16 protein-coding genes and 2 pseudogenes are annotated in these 18,866 nt (G+C 68.4%); 10 read left to right on the top strand and 8 right to left on the bottom strand.

Features of this window, described 5'->3' with window-relative positions; all coding sequences use genetic code 11:
• Positions 1 to 52: 52 nt before the first annotated feature.
• Both AB0D31_RS27045 and AB0D31_RS27040 read left to right on the top strand, forming a co-directional pair.
• Entirely contained in the window at positions 53 to 1,576 is a 1,524-nt protein-coding gene (locus AB0D31_RS27045; protein WP_362727847.1) for an aldehyde dehydrogenase family protein, read from the top strand.
• 265 nt (positions 1,577 to 1,841) lie between these two features.
• Positions 1,842 to 2,354 (top strand): transposase family protein, encoded by a 513-nt coding sequence (locus tag AB0D31_RS27040; RefSeq protein ID WP_362727845.1) that lies wholly within the window; start codon positions 1,842 to 1,844, stop codon positions 2,352 to 2,354.
• A 1-nt stretch (position 2,355) separates the two neighbouring features.
• On the opposite strand, the gene AB0D31_RS27035 is transcribed toward AB0D31_RS27040, so the two are convergent.
• Both AB0D31_RS27035 and AB0D31_RS27030 read right to left on the bottom strand, forming a co-directional pair.
• On the bottom strand, positions 2,356 to 2,982 hold the full coding sequence (locus AB0D31_RS27035) for an NAD(P)-binding oxidoreductase (RefSeq protein WP_362727843.1): 627 nt from the start codon (positions 2,980 to 2,982) through the stop codon (positions 2,356 to 2,358).
• Positions 2,983 to 3,188: 206 nt separating this feature from the next.
• Positions 3,189 to 3,632 carry a MarR family transcriptional regulator gene (locus AB0D31_RS27030; RefSeq protein ID WP_362727841.1) on the bottom strand — a complete coding sequence of 148 codons (444 nt, stop codon included), beginning with the start codon at positions 3,630 to 3,632 and terminating at the stop codon, positions 3,189 to 3,191.
• Positions 3,633 to 4,452: 820 nt separating this feature from the next.
• Between AB0D31_RS27030 and AB0D31_RS27025 the strand changes: the two genes are divergently transcribed.
• The 4 genes from AB0D31_RS27025 (at position 4,453) to AB0D31_RS27010 (ending at position 7,406) form a co-directional block, all read left to right on the top strand.
• Positions 4,453 to 5,322 carry an SDR family oxidoreductase gene (locus AB0D31_RS27025; protein ID WP_362727839.1) on the top strand — a complete coding sequence of 290 codons (870 nt, stop codon included), beginning with the start codon at positions 4,453 to 4,455 and terminating at the stop codon, positions 5,320 to 5,322.
• Positions 5,319 to 5,969: a hemerythrin domain-containing protein gene (locus AB0D31_RS27020; RefSeq protein WP_362727837.1), complete on the top strand. Its 651-nt coding sequence runs from the start codon at positions 5,319 to 5,321 to the stop codon at positions 5,967 to 5,969. Before AB0D31_RS27025 ends, AB0D31_RS27020 begins: the two co-directional genes overlap by 4 nt.
• 189 nt (positions 5,970 to 6,158) lie before the next feature.
• A complete protein-coding gene (locus AB0D31_RS27015; protein WP_362727835.1) occupies positions 6,159 to 6,455 on the top strand; it encodes a hypothetical protein in 297 nt (98 codons plus the stop codon).
• A 417-nt stretch (positions 6,456 to 6,872) separates the two neighbouring features.
• Positions 6,873 to 7,406 carry an EF-hand domain-containing protein gene (locus AB0D31_RS27010; protein WP_362727833.1) on the top strand — a complete coding sequence of 178 codons (534 nt, stop codon included), beginning with the start codon at positions 6,873 to 6,875 and terminating at the stop codon, positions 7,404 to 7,406.
• A gap of 173 nt (positions 7,407 to 7,579) precedes the next feature.
• Here AB0D31_RS27010 and AB0D31_RS27005 read toward each other — a convergent pair whose 3' ends face one another.
• From AB0D31_RS27005 to AB0D31_RS26990, 4 genes are all read right to left on the bottom strand, one after another.
• Complete coding sequence (locus tag AB0D31_RS27005) at positions 7,580 to 8,485, bottom strand: class I SAM-dependent methyltransferase (RefSeq protein ID WP_362727831.1); 906 nt, start codon at positions 8,483 to 8,485, stop codon at positions 7,580 to 7,582.
• 80 nt (positions 8,486 to 8,565) lie between these two features.
• Positions 8,566 to 9,672 (bottom strand): NAD(P)-dependent alcohol dehydrogenase, encoded by a 1,107-nt coding sequence (locus AB0D31_RS27000; protein ID WP_362727829.1) that lies wholly within the window; start codon positions 9,670 to 9,672, stop codon positions 8,566 to 8,568.
• 2 nt (positions 9,673 to 9,674) lie between these two features.
• Positions 9,675 to 11,078 (bottom strand): aldehyde dehydrogenase family protein, encoded by a 1,404-nt coding sequence (locus AB0D31_RS26995; RefSeq protein WP_362727827.1) that lies wholly within the window; start codon positions 11,076 to 11,078, stop codon positions 9,675 to 9,677.
• 8 nt (positions 11,079 to 11,086) lie between these two features.
• Positions 11,087 to 11,842, bottom strand: coding sequence for a (5-formylfuran-3-yl)methyl phosphate synthase (locus AB0D31_RS26990; RefSeq protein ID WP_362727886.1), 756 nt, complete (start codon positions 11,840 to 11,842; stop codon positions 11,087 to 11,089).
• Positions 11,843 to 12,498: 656 nt separating this feature from the next.
• Here AB0D31_RS26990 and AB0D31_RS26985 point away from each other — a divergent pair.
• Both AB0D31_RS26985 and AB0D31_RS26980 read left to right on the top strand, forming a co-directional pair.
• A complete protein-coding gene (locus AB0D31_RS26985; protein WP_362727825.1) occupies positions 12,499 to 13,620 on the top strand; it encodes an epoxide hydrolase family protein in 1,122 nt (373 codons plus the stop codon).
• Positions 13,621 to 13,816: 196 nt separating this feature from the next.
• Positions 13,817 to 14,092 (top strand): annotated as a pseudogene (locus tag AB0D31_RS26980) (alpha/beta hydrolase fold domain-containing protein); the annotation flags it as partial.
• A gap of 368 nt (positions 14,093 to 14,460) precedes the next feature.
• Here AB0D31_RS26980 and AB0D31_RS26975 read toward each other — a convergent pair.
• Entirely contained in the window at positions 14,461 to 14,946 is a 486-nt protein-coding gene (locus AB0D31_RS26975; protein WP_362727823.1) for an MSMEG_6728 family protein, read from the bottom strand.
• Positions 14,947 to 15,275: 329 nt separating this feature from the next.
• Between AB0D31_RS26975 and AB0D31_RS26970 the strand changes: the two genes are divergently transcribed.
• Entirely contained in the window at positions 15,276 to 15,989 is a 714-nt protein-coding gene (locus tag AB0D31_RS26970) for a glycoside hydrolase family 16 protein (RefSeq protein ID WP_362727821.1), read from the top strand.
• A 65-nt stretch (positions 15,990 to 16,054) separates the two neighbouring features.
• Here the strand turns inward: AB0D31_RS26970 and AB0D31_RS26965 are convergent, their stop codons facing one another.
• Positions 16,055 to 18,109, bottom strand: a complete 2,055-nt coding sequence (locus AB0D31_RS26965) for a hypothetical protein (RefSeq protein WP_362727819.1) — start codon at positions 18,107 to 18,109, stop codon at positions 16,055 to 16,057.
• Positions 18,110 to 18,689: 580 nt separating this feature from the next.
• Between AB0D31_RS26965 and AB0D31_RS26960 the strand changes: the two are divergent.
• Positions 18,690 to 18,866 (top strand): annotated as a pseudogene (locus AB0D31_RS26960) (uracil-DNA glycosylase); the annotation flags it as partial.

Below are 18,866 nucleotides of genomic sequence, written 5' to 3'. Positions count from 1 at the left end.
CGCTCCGTGCGTCGCCCAAGGGCGGGCGGCGCGGTACAGGGAGGCCACGGAGATGACCCGTTACGCAGCGCCCGGCTCCGAGGGTGCGCTCGTCTCGTTCCAGTCCCGCTACGACCACTGGATCGGCGGCGCGTATGTGCCGCCGCGGCGCGGCCAGTACTTCGAGAACCCGAGCCCCGTCAACGGGCGTGCCTTCACCGAGATCGCGCGCGGCACCGCCGAGGACATCGAGCTCGCCCTGGACGCGGCCCACGAGGCCGCGCCCGCGTGGGGGCGCACCTCGGCGGAGTCCCGCGCGAACATCCTGCTGAAGATCGCGGACCGGATGGAGGCACACCTGGAGGAGCTGGCCGTCGCGGAGAGCTGGGAGAACGGCAAACCCGTCCGCGAGACGCTGGCCGCCGACATCCCGCTGGCCATCGACCACTTCCGGTACTTCGCGGGGGCGCTGCGCGCACAGGAGGGCTCCCTGAGCGAGCTCGACGACGACACCATCGCGTACCACTTCCACGAGCCGCTCGGTGTGGTCGGCCAGATCATCCCGTGGAACTTCCCCATCCTGATGGCGGTGTGGAAGCTGGCACCGGCGCTTGCGGCCGGCAACGCGGTGGTCCTGAAACCCGCCGAGCAGACCCCCGCCTCGATCCACGTGTGGCTGAGCATCGTCGGGGACCTGTTGCCCCCGGGCGTGCTGAACGTCGTCAACGGCTTCGGCGTGGAGGCGGGCAAGCCGCTGGCGTCGAGCCCGCGCGTCGCGAAGATCGCGTTCACGGGCGAGACGACGACGGGGCGGCTGATCATGCAGTACGCCTCGGAGAACATCAAGCCGGTCACCCTCGAACTGGGCGGCAAGTCCCCCAACATCTTCTTCGACGACGTGTGGGCGCAGGACGACGACTTCCGCGACAAGGCGCTCGAAGGGTTCACCATGTTCGCCCTCAACCAGGGCGAGGTCTGTACGTGCCCCTCGCGCGCCCTGATCCAGCGCGGGCACTACGGCGCGTTCCTGGAGGCGGCGATCGCCCGCACGGAGCAGATCGTTCCCGGGCACCCCCTGGACACCGACACCATGATCGGAGCCCAGGCCTCCAACGACCAGCTCCAGAAGATCCTCTCCTACCTGGACATAGGCCAGCAGGAGGGCGCGAAAATCCTGACGGGTGGCCAGCAGATCCACCACGAGGGCGAGTTGGCCGGTGGTTACTACGTCCAGCCGACCATCTTCGAGGGCGACAACCGCATGCGGATCTTCCAGGAGGAGATCTTCGGCCCCGTGGTGGCGGTGACGTCGTTCACCGACCTCGACGACGCGATCGCCACGGCCAACGACACGCTGTACGGCCTCGGCGCGGGCGTCTGGACCCGCGACATGAACACCGCCTACCGCGCGGGCCGCGCCATCCAGGCAGGCCGCGTCTGGACCAACTGCTACCACGCCTACCCGGCGGCGGCCGCCTTCGGCGGCTACAAGCAGTCGGGGATCGGACGCGAGAACCACAAGATGATGCTGGATCACTACCAGCAGACGAAGAATCTCCTGGTGTCCTACTCCCCGAAGAAGCTCGGCTTCTTCTAGGGGCGCGAAAAAATGCGCCTGACCTGGCCTTTCGCTGGTCAGGCGCCTTTCCGCTCGGCTCGCTCAGAGCGAGGTCCGGACTGTGCTGCAACTCCCAGTTCCTCCCACAGATATCCCACCTCTGACCAGCGCTTCCGGACCAGTCACGGACCAAGAGCCGGGCTCAGTCAGCGGGTGCCGGGCCCTGACGGACACGGTTCCACTCCTCCATCGACTGCTCGACGAGGCGATTGGCCTGCCAAAGTCGGAAGCGGCCCAGTTTGTGATGGTGTGTCAGCTCGCGGTGGGGTCGCTGATGGGGCGGGCACGGCCGCCCAAGATCCCTGGAGTTCTCTACGTTCCTTGGTCCACCGGGAAGACCGTGCCTGTCGACGCGTCGTCGCTGATCCCAGCTGCCCTTGACCAACCGTGTGAGCATCCCGGTATCGCTCCGGACGAGATGCCCGGGCTGCTTGAGCGCCTCGCCCAGGTGCCAGATCCACGCGGACCGCGCGGGGTCCGTCACCCGTCGGTCGTCGTCCTGGCCCTGGCCGCGTGTACGTTACTGGCTGGCGGGACGTCGCTGCCGGCGGTCGGTGAGTGGATCGCCCACGCCCCGCCCCACGTGCTGGAACACGTCGGCGTGCAGCTCGACCCGCTGTTCCCCAACCGGTCCCTGTCCGCGGAGACGACGGTTCGCCGACTGCTGGCCAGGATCGACGGCGACCCACTGGACCGGGCTCTGGGACGGCGCCGACTCTGCCGAGGCCCCTGGGGTATTTGGGGCCAGCATCGGTGACCTATTTGGCGTTGGTGACGACGGCGATCTGATGGACAAAGGTGTCTTCCACGGCGGAACGGAGGAGGAAGTCGGCGACGTTTGCGCGAGAGGTCGAGGGAAAGACCGGCAATTTCGTGACCTCATCAAGCGTGATCTCGGTGTAGCGGCTGACAGCCCCGTCGTTCAATGGTCCGGGGTATGCGACGGTCCACTTCAGATCGCTGGCCCTCAAGAGCGCTTCCGACGCGGCTTTGTCTGCGTACTTTTTCCGAAGCATGGTGCGGGATATTAGGCGTACGAGGAATGAGGTTTTGGCGAGAGAGTCGCCGACCCCGAACGCGGACACGATGATGAACCGGTCAACGCCTGATGTTTTCGCGGAGGTGATGACTGCACGGACGGTGTCAGTGATCAGAGACGGGACTTCGGGGGCGTTTCCGAGCGTGCTGATGACAGCATCATGGCCCCGAGCTGCCGTCGCGATCACGGCTGCGTCGGTGACGTCGCCACTGACGATTTGAGCGCGTGGGTCAACGGTGGCGTCGGGCCTCCGAACGAGAGCGGTGACCTGGTGTCCCTGGTCGAGTGCCTTTTTGACGAAGAGGACACCGGTGCGACCGGTTGCTCCAAGGACAAGAAACCTCATGACATTTCGCTTTCCACTGAAGTCGAATCGAACCTCGTCAGCTCACTGCCGGTGGCGGGGCATGACGTGCGTCGAGGGTTACGGTCAGCGAATTTAGTCAGCAAACCTGACTATGTCAAGGTGTGGTCGAAGCCTGCGGGTGCCGGCTGGGCCCGGGCGGCCCGGGGCGAGCAGGGGTGGATGGCAGGTGGCTCGGCGTGTTCGGGTCAGCGTGCGTAGGGGTCGGTGATCTCGCGGAGCTGTTCCAGGATCTGCTGCAGCAGCGTGAAGTTGCGGGTGCCCAGATAGGCCTTCCACTCCGTGAGGATCTCGTCGGATGTCGCCCCGGCCACCTCGACCGCCTGTCGGCCGCGCTCCTCGATCACGATCCGCCGGGCGCGGCCGTCGGTGGGGTCCGGGACCCGGCGGACGTAGCCCAGGCGCTCCAGTTGGTCGACCATCACGCTGGCGCTCTGTTTGGTCATTTGTGCCTGGTCAGCGAGATCTTGGAGGCGAGAACCGTCCGGGGCGACGCGCTGGAACACCCGACACTGGGCGAGGGTCCAGTCGTCGAACCCGGCGCCCTGGAGAGCCCGGAAGATCCGGTCCTCGGTGTACCGGTACGGGATGAACAACGCCACCCCTAGATCGACCCGCTGCTCGTCGTCCATGCCGCCCTCGGTTCCATCGCCCGCCTGATCCTGCGAGCTCCACACCCTATGTCACCACCGCCGCGCTCGGGTCGCCGCCGGCCCGGTCGCGGCGGTGCGAGCGCGGCACGGCGCACTTTGAGTCCCGTACGCACCGTCCACCCCTCGGCGGCTTCGCAGTTGTCGCGGTTGCCATCGGAGCCGCCACATGCGTACGGTAGTCAAGATTCCTGACGACCTTAGCGTCAGGGTCAGCGAGAGACGGGCGGCGTGACGCAAGGACCTCTCACGTCCAGAGAAGACAGAAGAAGACAGGTAGCGCGATGACAGCGACAGCAGTCCTGGCCGGCAAGCGGGACCTGGCCGCCGGAGGCAGCAGCGAAACCGGTGCCGCGATCGTGCGGCGGCCAGCCTCCCAGGGAGCCACCCCCTCGCTCAAATATCGATCCGACATGGTTGGCGCCGATGAGCTCGTCGGCGAACTCCGCGACAACGGGTCTACCGCTTCGGCTTTCCAGGACAATATTCAGTGGCGTCGAGAAAACACTCTCGCTGGCGGAGTCGATTGCGGCTGCCCAGTGGTACCCCTTGCCTGCGTCGATGCCAGATGTGCTCGTGCCTGGTGCTCAATCCCATTGCCCCGTTCCTCCCATGATCAGCATTCCGCAACTCGAAGAGCACTCCGCCGAAAGGTCCCCAACCAGCGATGACCGCATTTCCCGATCACTGGTCGGAGTGCCCGAAGGACCGGGCGCCCATTCCTTCAGAGCCATCACCGGGCGAAAACCCCATCACCCATACCCGGTCCTTCGGGACCGCCTCATATTCTGAGGGGAAAACCATGCCCATTGTCATCACCGGAGCATCAGGTCACCTCGGCCGACTCGTCGTGGATCAGCTCCTTACCGCCGGAACGCCGCCGGCTCAGATCGTGGCCACTGGCCGGGATATCGACAAGCTCGCCGATCTCGCACGCAGCGGCGTCACGGTGCGGCGCGCGGACTTCGCCGATCCGAGCACCCTTGACGAGGCTTTCACGGGCGCCGACACCATGCTTCTGGTCTCGACGACGACGATCGGAGAGCGGTTCGACAACGCCCGCAATGCCATTGACGCGGCGGCCCGAGCCGGTGTTTCCCGGATCGCGTACACCAGCATCGTCAACGCCTCGACCGCACAGATGACGCTCGCCGACGAGCATCGCCGCACCGAGGACTACGTGCGTGAGAACAGTTCGGCTTTCGTCATCCTGCGCAACGGCTGGTACTTGGAGAACTACACCGACCAGCTTCCGATGGTCACCCAACACCACGCATTGATGGGCAGCGCCCGGGACGGACGCGTCAGCGCGGCCGGCCGGCGCGACTACGCGGCCGCCGCCGTCGCGGTGCTCAGCCAGGACGGGCACCTCGGAGCGACCTACGAGCTGGGCGGAACACCGTTCACCTTGACCGAACTCGCCACCACGATCAGCGACGTCCTCGGCACCGACATCGCCTACCAGGACATGTCGGTCGCCGACTACACCGCCATCCTGACCGGTGCCGGGCTGCTCCCGGAGATGGCTGCCGCCGTCGCCGACGCCGATGCCGGCCTGGCCCGCGGAGAGTTGTTCACCGCCAGCGACGACCTGGTCAAGCTCATCGGCCGACCGGTGACCACGGCGCGCGAAGCCGTCCAGAAGGCCGCGACCATCGAGGAGTCACCGTGAGTACCTCCGGATCCAACGTCGACACCCACGAGATGGTTCTGATCCACCGCGTCATCCGGCGCGAGTTCGATCAGCTCCCCCGGCTGTTCCGCTCCGCGGCCAATGACCGTTCGCGGTCCAAAGTCATCGGCGCGCACGCCCGGGAGATGTTGGACTTCCTCCACACCCACCACACCGGCGAGGACGAACTGCTCTTTCCCCTGCTGCGCGAGCGAGCCGTGCTCGAACCGGAGCTGATGGACCGGATGGAGGCCCAACATGCACAGGTCGACGGCGCCGTCGCGGCCATCGACGTGGAGCTGCCGGCGTGGACAGCGAGCGCGGACCCGGCCGTCGGCGAGCGGATGGCGGACCTCATCGATGCCATGCTGCCGACGCTGATCGACCACCTGGCTGAGGAGGAGCGGAAAATCCTCCCGATTGTCTCGGTCACGCTGACCCAGAGCGAATGGGACGCACTCGGCAGGCACGGCATGAGCGCGATTCCGCTCACGCGGCGGCTGGTTTTCCTCGGCCACATCACCGAGGAAGCCGATGACGCGGAACAGCAGAGGTTTATGCAGGTCGTGCCGGCCCCAGCACGCCTGGCTTACAAGCTGATCGACCGCCGCCAGTTCGCCCGCGAAGTCGCCGCGATCCGCAGCTGACCCCTCCCGCGACCACAACCCAACTCACCTGGCCTGTGATACCGACCGCCATGCCCACTTGGCGCAATCTCGCCATGGATCCCCTACGACTCGCCGGCCCCACCAACATCACCTCCGGCCTGCAGCACAATGCCCGAGACCCCCACCGCCCCCTCGCCTTCCTCGGGATCAGATGCTTTCGCCGCCGGAGTGTCCGGCGGACCCTTCATTCGTAACTTCGACGGCAAGCGCAGCGACGTCATCGGCGGCTACCAGACCGGCGTCACCACCGATGACATCTCCTACTCGTCCCAGTTCGACGCCGACGTCATCACCGCCGGCGACTTCGCCGGGTCCAACGCCTCCGACCTGATGGTCAAGTGGATCGACGGCGAGGTCACCATCTATAAGGACATCGACCAGAACACGAAGCCGCCCACCTCCCTCGACGAGCACCCGGCCAACTGCGGGCCATGCCGCCATGCCGAGCATCGCGTGGTGCACTGAGCTTCCGGTGGACAAGGCTGTCGGGGACGGGTCCGACCGGGACAACCTTCAGCCTCACGCGGTTCATTCGCCCGCCCGTCCTTGTCACCACAGGCTTCGGATGAGCTGACGAACGGGATGGATCGAAACGGTCTCGCTGTCGCAGACGAGGCATCCGACTTGTCACACATGATCATTCAGCAGTCCTTCTGTCACCAGAAGTGAAGATCGAGAAACTATGGCTCTTCCTGGCAGTTCTCTGGGTCACGGCCGCTAAACGCGCTGGGTTGGGAAGGGCGGTCGAGGCCGCTGACACCATGGTCGTCCGGTCGCACCAGTACAGCCGGCAGGCGAATTCGTGGGTTCCGACGCGGTTGAGTAGAGGCCCTCACTGGCCCAGGCCCGAAATCGTCGGGTCGCAGAAGACAGGTGATGGAAATGCGAAATGAAGCCGCCAAGCGGGTCGAGCTGGTCTTCTCCCTCTTCGACGCCAATGGCAACGGAGTCCTCGACTCCGACGACTTCGACCTGATGACGAGCCGTGTTCTGGAGGCGGCGGCCGCTTCGGACGACGACGCCAAGGCCGCCATCCGGGCCGCGTTCCGCCGCTACTGGACGACGCTGGCCACGGAACTGGACGCCAACGGCGACGGTGTGATCACCGTGGAAGAGTTCCGTCCGTTCGTGCTCGACCCCGAGCGTTTCGGTCCCACGATCGCCGAGTTCGCCGATGCCCTCTCCGCACTCGGTGACCCCGACGGGGACGGCCTGATCGAGCGCCCCCTCTTCGTGTCGCTGATGTTGGCGATCGGCTTCGAGGAAGCGAACATCCACGCTCTCTTCGACGCCTTCGGTCCCGACGCCAAGGACCGCATCACCGTGGATACGTGGTCCGTCGGCATCAAGGAGTACTACGCGCCGGACCTGGCCCAGATCCCGGGCGACCAGCTGGTCGCTGCCCGGGCCGTCTGACACGGTCCGGCTTCAGGGCCGGGGGCAACGCCAGGACGTAATGACCCAGGGAAAGGAGCGCGCATCAGCTCGCCGCGCCACGGGCAGCGGGCAGCGGGCAGCGGGCAGCGGGCAGCGGGCGAACCTAAGGCGGCGCGTCCTCATGGCGGCGGCGCTTCCAGGGCGTTTCGCCGTCATGGGCAGGGCTTGTGCGCGAATACCCACCGGTTTCCCTCCAGCGCGTCGTTGGGCTCGGGGAGGGGGCCGCGTCCGTGCCGGCGGGTGAAGTCGAAGGGCGTGTGGATCGAGGTGGACCAGCCTTTGGCCGCCAGGTCGCCCGCGGAGTCGGGCCGTGGTCCGTTGTCGAAAAGGCGGAGCAGGTCGATGCCGATCTCTTCTCGCGTCGCCGTGTAGGTGGCGCTGTCCCGGTAGGCCTGCAGGTCCTTCTCCATCTTGGCCTCGAAGGCCAGCGCGCTGCCTGCGGTGGTCAGCCTGTCCACCGTGTCGATGAGGTGCGACTCGGTGGGGCCCGGCAGGTAGAAGAGAAGTCCCTCGGCCAGCCAGACGCTCGGTGCGGTCGGGTCGAAGCCGAGGGTGGTCAGCGCGCTGCTCCATTCCCCGCGCAGGTCGGCCGGTACGGGGACACGCTTCACCTTCGGGGCGGCCGACAGGCCTGTGAGCACCCGTTGTTTGAACGCCAGCACGCCCGGCCTGTCGATCTCGAAGATGACGCAGTCGGACGGCAGGGCGAGCCGGAAAGCACGGGTGTCCAACCCCGCCCCCAGCAGGACCACTTGGCGGGCGTTCGTGTCGACCGACCGCAGGAGGAAGTCGTCAAGGACCCTCGTCCGCAGGCCGAAGTAGCGGGCGAATCGCCCCCACAGCGGGTTGTCGTCCCCGTCAGGAACCTGCTCGATACGTACCGGCCAGTCCGCGCAGGCAGGGGCCGCGCGCACGAAGTGTTCCGCGTAGGTGTCCTGGGCCAGGCTGTCGTGGCGGTGGGTCTCGATGGCCCGTGCCGCCGCGACCAGGAGGGCGGTCAGGCCCACACCTCCGTCCACGCCATCCACGTCCGGGTGCTGGGGCGTCGTGTCTGCCATGCTTCCTCCGTTGGCGGAAGTGGGGGTTGCGAGATGTTCACTTGTGGGATCGAGTGCGTCCTCGGTGCCGCGTGTCTCGCTCATTGGTTTGCCCTCTCTGGGAGCAGGACGGGTTTGATCACACGGCCCGCGTCGCAGTCGCGTTCGGCCTCGTTGATGGCGGCCAACGGGTAGGTGCGGATCAGCTGGTCGAAGGGGAAGCGTCCGGCCTGCCACAGTCCGATCAGCCGGGGTATCAGCACCCCGGGTACGGCATCCCCTTCGCAGATGTGGCGCATGCTGCGGCCACGGTCGAGCGAGCCCGGTTCGAGGGCCAGTGGGGTGTGGAGGCGTGCCACCAGGCCGAGGCTGCCGGTGGGACGCAGGGCTTGCAGTGCCGTGTTGATGAGCAGAGGTGAGGCCGTGGTGTCCAGTGCGTACTGGGCGCCGCCGTCGGTCAGGCGCCGGATCCGTTCGGGCAGGTCGGGTGAGCCGGCGGCCAGCGGGGTCGCGCCGAACCTCTCGGCCGAAGCGAGCCTGTCAGGATGCCGGTCGACGGCAACGGTCAGTACTCCGGCGGCGGTTGCCGCCATCACCGCGGTCAGGCCCACCGCTCCCGCGCCGAAGACGACGAAGGTGTCGCCGGGACCCGCGTGGAAGGTGTTCAGTACCGCTCCGGCACCGGTGAGGGCACCGCAGCCGAGGGACCCGAGCAGTTCGAGCGGTAGCGCGGGGTCGACCCGTACGGCGTTGCGAGCCGGGACGAGGGCGTACTCGGCGAACGAGGACTGCCCGAACCACCGGGGTGCCAGTGCTTTACCGGCCGCGTCGGTGAGCCGCGGCGGTTCCTCCTTGCGCCCTCCGAAGAGGTTGAGGGAAGCGAAGGAATCGCAGTGTGCGGGGGCCGCGCCGCGGCAGTTCCGGCAGTGTCCGCAGGAGTCGAAGCTCAGCACGACGTGGTCACCGACGCCGATCGCGGCGTCCGGCCCATCCCCCGTGCGGATGACGACGCCGGCGCCCTCGTGGCCGAGGACGGCCGGCAGAGGGCTCCGGCCGGCGGATCGCCGGACCGCGAGATCGGTCCGGCACATCCCGGTGCCCGCGATCTCGACGAGGATTTCACCGGCGGCGGGCTCTGTCCGCAGAACCACCTCCTCGACGGTGAATGGGTTCTCGTACGAGCGCAGTACGGCCGCCTGGAATCTCATCGTCACGCCTCCTGCGGGCGGTGGACGACGAACGGACGGAGGTTGCCGTACATTCCCCAGGGCCCGCCCGCGACGCCGACCCCGCTGTCCTTGACACCTGCGAAGGGCTGGGCGAGGGAGAGTTCGGCATGGTGGTTGATCCAGGCCGTGCCGCATTCGAGCCGCTCGGCCACTGCCTCGGCCCGGTCGAGGTCGGTACCCCATACGGAGCCGCCCAGTCCGAAGCCGGTGCCGTTGGCCCCGTCGACGGCTTCGTCGAGGCTCCGGTACGGCAGCACCGGCAGAACCGGTCCGAACTGTTCTCCGGTCACCACCGCACTGCCGGGTGGCACGTCGGTGAGGATGGTGGGAGCGAAGAAGTAACCCGGCCTGTCCTGCCGGTGGCCGCCGGCCGCTGCCCGTGCACCGTCCGCCAGAGCTTGCTGTGTGATCTGCTCGATTCGGGTCAGCTGCGGGGCGTTGTTGAGCGGGCCGAGGCGGGTTTCAGGGTTCAGGCCGGGGCCGACGGCGACGGTCTTCGCCCGCTGGGCGAGGGCTTCGACGACGTCGGCGTGCAACCGGGCAGGGACGTAAAGGCGTTTGACCGCCATGCAGACCTGCCCGCAGTTGCGAAACGCCGCCCAGAACAGCCGGTCCGCGATCCGGTCGATGTCGACGTCGTCCAGCAGGATGGCAGCGTCATTGCCGCCCAGCTCCAACGTGACCCGGGCGAGCGAGGCAGCCGCCGCTTCGGCGACGGCCCGCCCCGTGGCCACCGAACCGGTGAAGGTGACATGGCGGATGCCCGGATGGGACGCGAGACGGGCACCGAGGGGTTCGCGGCCGGTGACGACGGTCAGGACGTCCTCGGGCAGCACGGTGGCAAGGACGGAACCGAGCAGCCGGGTGGCCAAAGGCGTGAACGGGGAGGGTTTGAGGACCACGGTGTTGCCCGCCGCGAGCGCGGGCGCGAACTTCGCCGCCGCGAGTTGGAGGGGAAAGTTCCATGGCACGATCGCGGCGACGGGCCCGAGCGGTCGCCAGCGGATCTCACTGCGCACCGGCCGGCCGTCGGCGATGCGCCGGGTTCTGGGGGCGAGGTCCGCGAAGTAGCGCAGGCGGGCCGCCGTACGGGCGACCTCCGCGTACGCCTCGGCCAGGGGCTTGCCCTGTTCCCGGGTGAGCAACCGGGCGAGGTCGTCGCCGGCCCCCTCCACTGCGTCGGCCGCCTCGCGCAACGCGGTGGTGCGTGCGACGGGGTCGGCCCGCCAGCCGTGCCAGGCCCGGTGGGCCCGGTCGATCACGGCGTCCAGCTCGTCCTGCTGCTGATCGGGGGCCTCGTCGAAAGCCTCCCCGGTGGCCGGGTCGATGACGGCGAAGCGTACGGCTCGGGGTCCGGGGAGGCGATCGGCCTCAGAGGTCGCCATGCCGGCGGTCAGCGCGCGGAGGGGACGCCGGCGGCGTGCTCGCGGGCGTGCCGGTCCATCTCCGCCCGGAAAGCGGCCACCAGATGCGGCTGGATCCTGCCGGTATTGCGGTCACCGCCCTTACAGACCGCGCCCCGCACCCCCACGATGTCCGCACCGATGCGGGTCAGCGGACCGAGGTCGGCCTGCGTGACACTGCCCGCGAGGGCCGCGAGACGACCGGACGCGTGGGCCAGCCGGACGAACTCGGCACAGACGTCCGGCGGAACGTGGTCGAACAACCGCGTCCCGTCCTTGACAGCGGTGTCGAGCATGGCCGCGTCGGCGCCGGAGCGGGCGGCGATGTCGGGCACAGCAAGCGGATTGACGCAGCCGATCCGGTGGGCGTCGGCATAGCCCGAGGCGACGACGAGCGCGTCCGGACAGTAGTCCTTGACCGCCCGGACGACCGCGCGCATGACCTCGAAGCCCTGATCGGGCGTCGTGCACCCGTAGAGGCCGACCTTGATATACGTAGCTCCCGATACGACCGCGCCGAGCGCGGCCTGGGCCACGGTGCCGGGCTTGTACGGGACGTCCCCCACGGTCGCGGACACCGGCTTGTCCGCCGGAACCGCGTCGCGGATCTCCCTGATGACCCAGGGGAAGTTCGCGCCGAGAGAGCCCTCATCAGGCTTCTTCACGTCGACGATGTCGAGATGCTCCGCCGCCTTCACGCAATCGAGAGCCTCCTCGACACCGTTCGGGGAGATGAGAAGCAACACCATGACCTCCTTGGCCGCCAGTCCGCCCGGCCGAGGGACAGGGGACGGCGGATCACCTGGCTGATGTGCGATGCGCTCATCATTTCCGTCACTCGCAGGAACTGGGAGGGCGCACAGAGTGCCCATGGGGTGCTCATGCCCATGCGCAATGCGCCGCATATATCCGGCAAACCGGCCCACCGGCGATGATTTGGCCGGTCGCCGATCAGTTCGTGACATCGGCGGCAACCAATCTGCCTGTGACACCGATTGGCCCGTCGGTTCAGCCAGCCGTTTAACCTCGACAGTTACGGGACGTCACACGCGGGATCAGAAGGGGGATGCGGTGTTGGAGCTGGTACCGGATGACGATTCGCTGGGCGGTATGCGTCCGATCCTGGACGGGGATGACGCCGTGCTGGGGTATGAGCCCCAGGAGGGTTTTCGCCGACCTTCTCGCCGATGACGGCCTGGACGCCGTGCGTCACCCGAGCATCGCCGACGTGCAGGGCAACCGTGCGGGATGGCGCGGCAACTGAGCCCGGTGCGTCTGGTCCGCGCCTGCGAGCCCGGGATGACGGTTCCAACGGACGCCACACGTGCGAGCCCGCGATGACGGTCCACCCGCTTGCGATCCGAGAACTCCGACAACACCGTTACCAGTAAGGAGTCTTGCCATGTCGGCCGAGCCCTTCGAGGTCAGCGTCACCGAAGCCGAGATCGCGGATCTGCGTGAACGATTGCGTCGGACACGGTGGCCCGAGCGCGAGCCGGTGGACGACTGGTCGCAGGGTCTGCCGCTTGCGTATGCGCAAGAGCTCTGCCGCAGCTGGGCCGAGGATTACGACTTCGGGTTCGCCGAGCGGCTGAACGTGTTCCCGCAATACCGCGACACGATCGACGGGTTGGGCATCCACTTCCTGCACGTCCGTTCGCCGGAGCCGGACGCGTTCCCGCTCGTGCTCACGCACGGCTGGCCGGGTTCGGTGCTCGAATTCCTGGAGGTTCTGGGCCCGCTGACCGACCCGCGCGCGCACGGCGGTGACCCGGCGGACGCGTTCCACGTGGTCGCACCGTCGTTGCCCGGGTACGGCTGGAGCGACAAGCCATCGACCACCGGGTGGGGCGTCACTCGCACCGCGCGCGCCTGGGACACGTTGATGGTCTCGCTGGGTTACGAACGGTACGGCGCGCAGGGCGGTGACTGGGGTTCGGCGGTGACTGGGGTGCTGGGCGAGGTGGCGCCCGAGCGGGTCGCCGGCGTCCACGTGAACCTGGGCTCCGTGGCGGCGGGCTCGTTCGACGACCCGACACCCGCGGAGCTGGCGAATCTTGAGGCGGAGAAGGAGATGCGGCGCACCGGCCGGGGGTACTCGGCGATCCAGGCGACCCGGCCGCAGACGCTGGGCTACGGCCTCACCGACTCCCCGGCGGGGCAGGCCGCCTGGATCGCCGAGAAGTTCTGGGCGTGGACGGACAACGACGGTCATCCCGAGGACGCGGTGTCGCGGCAGACGATCCTCGACGAGATCTCGGTCTATTGGTTCACCGCGTCGGCCACGTCGTCGGCGCGCCTGTACTGGGAGAGCTTCGCCAACTTCCGTGACAAGGTGACCGCGCCGTCGGGGCTGTCGGTCTACCCGCGTGACATCACCCGCCCGTCGAGGCGGGAGGCCGAGCGGCGGTTCACCGACCTGCGCTGGTTCGAGGAGATGCCGCATGGTGGCCACTTCGCCGCGCTGGAGCAGCCGGAGTCACTGGTCAAGCAAGTGCGCGGATTCTTCCGCCTGTTCCGCTGACTGTCCGTGCCGTGCCTGGGAAGCCCCGCCCGAAGGATGGTCCTGCCCGGCCCTGGGAAGCCCCGCCCGAGGGATGATCCTGCCCGTCCCTGGGAAGCCCCGCCCGAGGGATGGTCCTGCCCGTCCCCCGGGTTACCGGTACACACCTCGCGGGGCAGGGTCGGCCCAGTCCTCGGCCCCGTCGTCGCGGTTCGGGGCGTCGCTGATCTCGGCAGGTTACCGGCTCGCACCGGAGCATCCGTATCCCGCACCGCTCGACGATGTCTATGCCGGGCTGCTGTGGACCGCTGAGCACGCGGCCGAACTCGGCCTGGATGCGGACCGGATCTGGCGGGCCGGTGGCTCTGCCGAGCTCCATGTGTGGTCCGGGGGCTACCACACGTTCGACCTGGTGGTCCCGGACGCGGTGATCAGCCGGGCTGCGTGGCAGGCCCGTCGTTCCTGGCTGGAGCGGGTGTTCGCGGCGGACTGAGGTCCCGCTCGGGCCCCGAGCGGATAGACCCGGCGCGCCCGCGACCGGGCGGCCCCATCCCGGCCCCATCCCGGCCCCGGTCACCCAAGTCGCCTGCCGAGCCGAGCGAAGTCCCCCGGGGGTTCTGGTCCGACCTTCTCGTCCGGCTCACGGTGGCACCCCGCACACTCCCCCTGCGTCAGCTCACCGCGGCCCGTCTGGCGTCGGCCCTCCGGGGAGGCCACCCGCGACCCGGCCTACCGACAGCGCGCCCGGCACCTGGCGGACCGTATGGACATCGAGGACGGCGACGATGCCGTCACGGCAGCGGTGAACAGGCTTGCAGACAAGGCCGTTGAGCGGATCTCGCGTCGCGCCCGCCGGCCCGGCTACGACGTTCCGTCCGGCCGCTGCTCACGGTCCGAGGCCGGCCAGACGTAGGGCAGGTCGTCCGGGACCTCGGGAAACAGGGACCGGTAGAAGTCCGGTTCCTTGCGGACCAGTGCCGACCGGTGGCTCCGGTGGAATTCCGGTGAGCCCAGCCAGGGCGGGAGTTCCCCGTCACGGGCGAGTTCCTCCTGGTCGCGCACGCTCCCCGTGTCGTGCCACCGGCGGTAGTCCTCCATCAGGGTTCCCGCGCAGGTGTCGGCACGTCCCTCTGCCGTCCACGCCGCGCACATCACCAGGCCGTACCGCACCAGGGCTTCCTCGTACCCGGACCACATCCGCACCGCGGGGTGCCGTCGCCATCCGTAGCCCGGCACGGTCAGGCCGCGGAACACCTGGAGGGCTTCGACCCGCTGCTTTCCGAGTCGGCGCTGGTCCAGCACCGCGGCCGAGTCCGTGAAGCCCGGGCAGGGCAGAAATGTTTGCATACGGCCTGATATCACTTCCGGTACGCCCCGGCCCGGATTGACGGCATTCCCCGCCTTCGATTCCCTGGGTTTCCTCGACCTACTGGGCTGCACCATTTTCCGGCGCCCATCGCTTTCCTGGGCTTCCTGGACTTCCTCGGTTGCTTCGATCTCCTCGGTTTCCCGTGTTCCTCGAAGCCGTCGCGTTCGGAGGGCTCCGGTGCACCACGCCCTGGGAGGGTCTTGTCATGCCATGAGCCGACACCTACCCTCCGTGGCACAAGCGGCCGTGGAACCGCTCCCACGGCCCCGGTGCTTCGAGCGAGGGAGCCACGATGTTCTCAGCACGTGTGAGATCCCCCCGGTGGGCGGGTGCGGTGCTTGCCGCCCTGTCGATGCTTCTGCTGGCACAACCGCCTGCCCATGCCGCATCCTGGGGCACGCCGCAGACGGTCAATTCGTGGAACGTCGTCAACGGACGGTGGACCGCCAACCACGAATTGGAGACCTACACGCCCGACTGCGTCTGGTACGAAGGCAGCACCCTGATCATCAAGACGAACAACGCGGGCGGCGGCCAGTACCGTTCCGGCCGTGCCGAGTCCAAAGCCCTGTACGGATACGGCACTTACAGCTTCACCGCGAGCATGCCCGACGGGCGGGGGCTGCTTCCCGCGGTGTGGGGCGCGTATCTCAACCCCTGGCTGCCCGAGATGGACGCCGCGGAGATCGTCGGACAGAACCCGAACGCCGTCTACCAGACGTTCCACGACACCAACAACGCGCAGACGCAGTGGGTGCGGAACAACGCCTCGGCCTGGACGAACAGTTACCACACGTACGCGTACTCCTGGTGGCCCGACCACATCGACTTCTGGGTGGACGGTGGCTTCACCGGCACCAAGTGGTACACCACCCCGCCGGGCACCGGCATGCACTTCATCGTCAACACCGCGGTGGGCGGCGACTGGCCCGGCAACCCCGACGCCTCCACCTGGGCCACCGCCGACGGCGCCCGGTACCTCAAGGTCTCCGCGATCACCTACACGCCCTACTATCCGTGATCCGGCGCCGAACCCCCGGCGGCGGCCGGGCCGGGGGCTCGGTGGTATACCGGGCGCAGCGCGGCTCACCGCACTGCGCGTACGTCGTTCGCGAGCGAATCGCTCAGGTCCTGCAACGCGGTGACGAGGGCTTGGCCGGCCTGGTTGACGGGGGTCAGGCGGTCGATGACGGCGCGGTTGCGGACGGTGTCCTCCGCGTTGATCCGCTCCATGATCTGGGCAAGCGTCGATTTCAGGCGCGCCTGATGCTGCAAGTGGTGCTGCTCGACCGCGTCGAGCAGGAGCCTGCCCTGGCTCTGGGTGACGTTGTCGAAGGCACCGCGTACCTGCTCCACATGTTCGTCGATCATGCCCTTGCGTTCCTGACGGGCCTTGTGGACCTTGGACTCGCGGTCTTTGAGGAGGTCCGTGACCTTGGCGACGGCGATGGCCGCAAGGACGGCTGCGCCCGCCGGAACCGCGATGGTGGCGAGGCTGAGCGTGGTCGTGAGCCACACGGCTCCGGCGGCGATGGGGCTGGCGACGCCGAGGGTGTTCGCGGCGGCCTGCACCACCCCGTAGGCGGTCAGGGGCTGACGGCCGTCCGTCTGCATCGGGAAGTAGCTCGTGTCGAGCGGTTCGGGCGTGACCAGTTGGGGACCGGCGTCCACGCCGAGGTCCGCGCGGAGCAAGTGCCGGGCGCTCTCGTCCAGCGCGCGCAGCTCACGCTGCCACAGCGTCGCCGGGCCACCGGGCGCGGTCATCCACTGGTTGAACGACTGGACCTGGTGCACGTCGACCTCGTTGGCGTGCTCGGCGCTCAGGCTGCCGCTGTCGATCAACGGATCGAGGTGCTGGTGCAGTTCGTCGGCCAGACCGCCGAACGGGCCGCGTGCCGCCCGGATCCTGCGCTGCAGCTCACGCTCGAGTTCGGCACGGATGCGGTCGAGTGAGCGTTCGGCGCCCGCGATGCGCTCACGCAGGCTGTTCTGCTGGGTCTCCAGATCCTCCACCGCCAGCTGGTGGGTGTCGAGCACGTCGGAGACCCGGCGCTGGCGCCTCCGCACCAACCAGCGTGCCTCGTCGGCGACTTGACGGAGATGGGCATGGCCGGCGCCAGACTCCATGAGGTCGCGGAGGTGATCGCGCAGCGTTTCCATTCCGCTGAGCCGCGCCAGGGTGCTGCCGTCCTCGTCATGCGCGGCCTTGAACGCCGCCTCGGCTTCCCAGGCAGCCGAGACCGGCAGGAATCCCTCTCCGATGAAGTGCCTGTCCCGCACGCCGAAGTGCGTCCGCAGATAGTCGTTGTTCGTGGTCAGTACGCTCTTCCAGGCGGCCATTCCCCGCTCGCGCTGGGTCGCCAGGTCGATTCCGGTCAGGACCCACAGCACCTGCTTGTTCCCGTTGCTCTGCACGTGATGGGCGTACAGGTCACGGATGAGCTGGAGTTCGTTCGCGGTCAGCGCCGACGTCGCCTGGCTCACGTAGAGGAAACAGTCGGCCTTCGCCCACGCCTCGCGCATGATGACTTCGTGCTCGGCGATCGGCGACTCCGAGCCGGGCAGATCGAAGAGCTTCACCGGAAGGCGGGCGTCGGCGATGAGCATCTCGATCGCTTCGACGCGGAGGTTGAAGTGCTCGCGGCGGCGGTTGGTGATGTCGCCGTCCGCCGCTCCGTACGCGGCCACCACGGCAGGCAGCACGTCGCTGCCGATCTCTTCGGTCCTGCCCCCGGCGAATCGGGCGCGCAGCACCGCGCGGCCCATGCCGGGGTCGCGGGCCTCGTCCCCCACCGGGATGACCGTGCAGGGGCAGGCCGTGGTGGGCCGCGCCGAGGAGGGCAGGATGCCGAGGAATTCCGCCGACGACATGCCGTCCTCATCGGTGATGGGGACGTATTCGAGGCCGCCTTGCAGGCCGCTGATCAGGAAGCTCTTCCCGGACGACTGCCGTCCGAGCAGGGCCACGTTCAGCATGGAGGACAGCGCGCGGGTCCGCAGGTCCGCCATGCGTGCGGCGTCGTCGGCCAGGCCGGCCATCTCGGGAAGCAGGGCGTTCACTCCCCCTTCGTCACCCAGCCAGCGCTCGCAGCGGGTCAGCAGGTGCTTGAGTTCGTCCCGGGCTTCCTCGACTGGCGTCATGCCGTACTTCTACCGCAGGGCGTGGCCGGGCATCCGAGGATTCGGCACAACTCTCGTGTGGGTTCCCCTGAGTTGAGGAAGCGGCCACCGCATGCGCGCCGCGCGTCGAGACGCATCCCCAGCTGTGCCCATACCTTCTCCGTTTCGTCGGCGCTCCTGCCCATGGCGGCGGCACGGGCACCCGAGGGGGTGGGGGTAGAGCCACTCCCACCCGCGCAGCGGCACGCACCGAGCGACGGCCGCCGGCTCAGCGGCGATGGCAGCGGGCCAGGAACCGGTCGCAGGGCGGGGTTTCCCGGCGGGTGTCCCTGATCCCAACGTGCCGTTCGCGTGCTTCGGCGCGCAACCGTCTGCCTCACCGACGCCCACACCGACGAGGTGCTTCGGCGCACAACCGTCTGCCTCACCGACGCCCACACCGACGAGGTGCTTCGGCGCACAACCGTCTGCCTCACCGACGCCCACACCGGCGAGGTGCTTCGGCGCACAACCGTCTGCCTCACCGACGCCCACACCGGCGACAACCCCACTGGCACTACCCCTGCCGCTGCGAGCGGGAACACACCGGTAGCGTGGGCCCATGAACGAGGTCGGCAGCACAGGTACGCAGCCCTCCGCCGGCGATCGCGGGTTCCCCGTATTCCACGCGGCGCGTTGCGGCGGGCTCGGGGAGCTGGACGGCCGGCTGACCGGCTGCCGCGCGTGCCCCCGGCTGGTCGCCTGGCGCGAGGAGGTCGCCGCGACGAAGCGAGCGGGC

The organism is Streptomyces sp. NPDC048361, from assembly GCF_040651795.1.
GTDB lineage: Bacteria > Actinomycetota > Actinomycetes > Streptomycetales > Streptomycetaceae > Streptomyces.
This window is presented reverse-complemented; position numbering and strand designations above follow the sequence as displayed.

What these genes read in the sequence shown, in the direction of transcription:
- AB0D31_RS27000 (WP_362727829.1), bottom strand. Translation starts at nt 9,672, where the DNA reads ATGAGATTCCAGGCGGCCGTACTGCGCTCGTACGAGAACCCATTCACC.
- AB0D31_RS27040 (WP_362727845.1), top strand. Translation starts at nt 1,842, where the DNA reads ATGGTGTGTCAGCTCGCGGTGGGGTCGCTGATGGGGCGGGCACGGCCG.
- AB0D31_RS26975 (WP_362727823.1), bottom strand. Translation starts at nt 14,946, where the DNA reads ATGCAAACATTTCTGCCCTGCCCGGGCTTCACGGACTCGGCCGCGGTG.
- AB0D31_RS26995 (WP_362727827.1), bottom strand. Translation starts at nt 11,078, where the DNA reads ATGGCGACCTCTGAGGCCGATCGCCTCCCCGGACCCCGAGCCGTACGC.
- AB0D31_RS27045 (WP_362727847.1), top strand. Translation starts at nt 53, where the DNA reads ATGACCCGTTACGCAGCGCCCGGCTCCGAGGGTGCGCTCGTCTCGTTC.
- AB0D31_RS27035 (WP_362727843.1), bottom strand. Translation starts at nt 2,982, where the DNA reads ATGAGGTTTCTTGTCCTTGGAGCAACCGGTCGCACCGGTGTCCTCTTC.
- AB0D31_RS26965 (WP_362727819.1), bottom strand. Translation starts at nt 18,109, where the DNA reads ATGACGCCAGTCGAGGAAGCCCGGGACGAACTCAAGCACCTGCTGACC.
- AB0D31_RS27025 (WP_362727839.1), top strand. Translation starts at nt 4,453, where the DNA reads ATGCCCATTGTCATCACCGGAGCATCAGGTCACCTCGGCCGACTCGTC.
- AB0D31_RS27005 (WP_362727831.1), bottom strand. Translation starts at nt 8,485, where the DNA reads ATGGCAGACACGACGCCCCAGCACCCGGACGTGGATGGCGTGGACGGA.
- AB0D31_RS27010 (WP_362727833.1), top strand. Translation starts at nt 6,873, where the DNA reads ATGCGAAATGAAGCCGCCAAGCGGGTCGAGCTGGTCTTCTCCCTCTTC.
- AB0D31_RS26985 (WP_362727825.1), top strand. Translation starts at nt 12,499, where the DNA reads ATGTCGGCCGAGCCCTTCGAGGTCAGCGTCACCGAAGCCGAGATCGCG.
- AB0D31_RS27030 (WP_362727841.1), bottom strand. Translation starts at nt 3,632, where the DNA reads ATGGACGACGAGCAGCGGGTCGATCTAGGGGTGGCGTTGTTCATCCCG.